The sequence below is a fragment of the Photorhabdus hindustanensis genome (genome assembly GCF_002968995.1).
In the GTDB taxonomy this organism is placed as follows: Bacteria; Pseudomonadota; Gammaproteobacteria; order Enterobacterales; family Enterobacteriaceae; genus Photorhabdus; species Photorhabdus akhurstii.
This window is the reverse complement of sequence record NZ_PUWT01000219.1, coordinates 1-716: the sequence shown is the minus strand read 5'-3', so window position 1 is coordinate 716 and position 716 is coordinate 1. Positions and strand designations below refer to the sequence as shown.

Below are 716 nucleotides of genomic sequence, written 5' to 3'. Positions count from 1 at the left end.
TCACGACGTTCTAAACCCAGCTCGCGTACCACTTTAAATGGCGAACAGCCATACCCTTGGGACCTACTTCAGCCCCAGGATGTGATGAGCCGACATCGAGGTGCCAAACACCGCCGTCGATATGAACTCTTGGGCGGTATCAGCCTGTTATCCCCGGAGTACCTTTTATCCGTTGAGCGATGGCCCTTCCATGCAGAACCACCGGATCACTAAGACCTACTTTCGTACCTGCTCGAGCCGTCACTCTCGCAGTTAAGCTGGCTTCTGCCTTTGCACTAACCTCACGATGTCCGACCGTGATTAGCCAACCTTCGTGCTCCTCCGTTACGCTTTGGGAGGAGACCGCCCCAGTCAAACTACCCGCCAGACACTGTCCTCAACCCGGGTCACGGGCTTAAGTGAGAACATCGAACATTCAAGGGTGGTATTTCAAGGATGGCTCCATGCAGACTGGCGTCCGCACTTCCAAGCCTCCCACCTATCCTACACATCAAGGCTCCATGTTCAGTGTCAAGCTATAGTAAAGGTTCACGGGGTCTTTCCGTCTTGCCGCGGGGACACTGCATCTTCACAGCGAGTTCAATTTCACTGAGTCTCGGGTGGAGACAGCCTGGCCATCATTACGCCATTCGTGCAGGTCGGAACTTACCCGACAAGGAATTTCGCTACCTTAGGACCGTTATAGTTACGGCCGCCGTTTACTGGGGCTTCGATCA

1 rRNA gene is annotated in these 716 nt (G+C 54.2%); it reads right to left on the bottom strand.

The annotated features are described in order from the left end of the window. Nucleotides 1-716, bottom strand: a 23S ribosomal RNA gene (locus C6H66_RS25460); the annotation flags it as partial.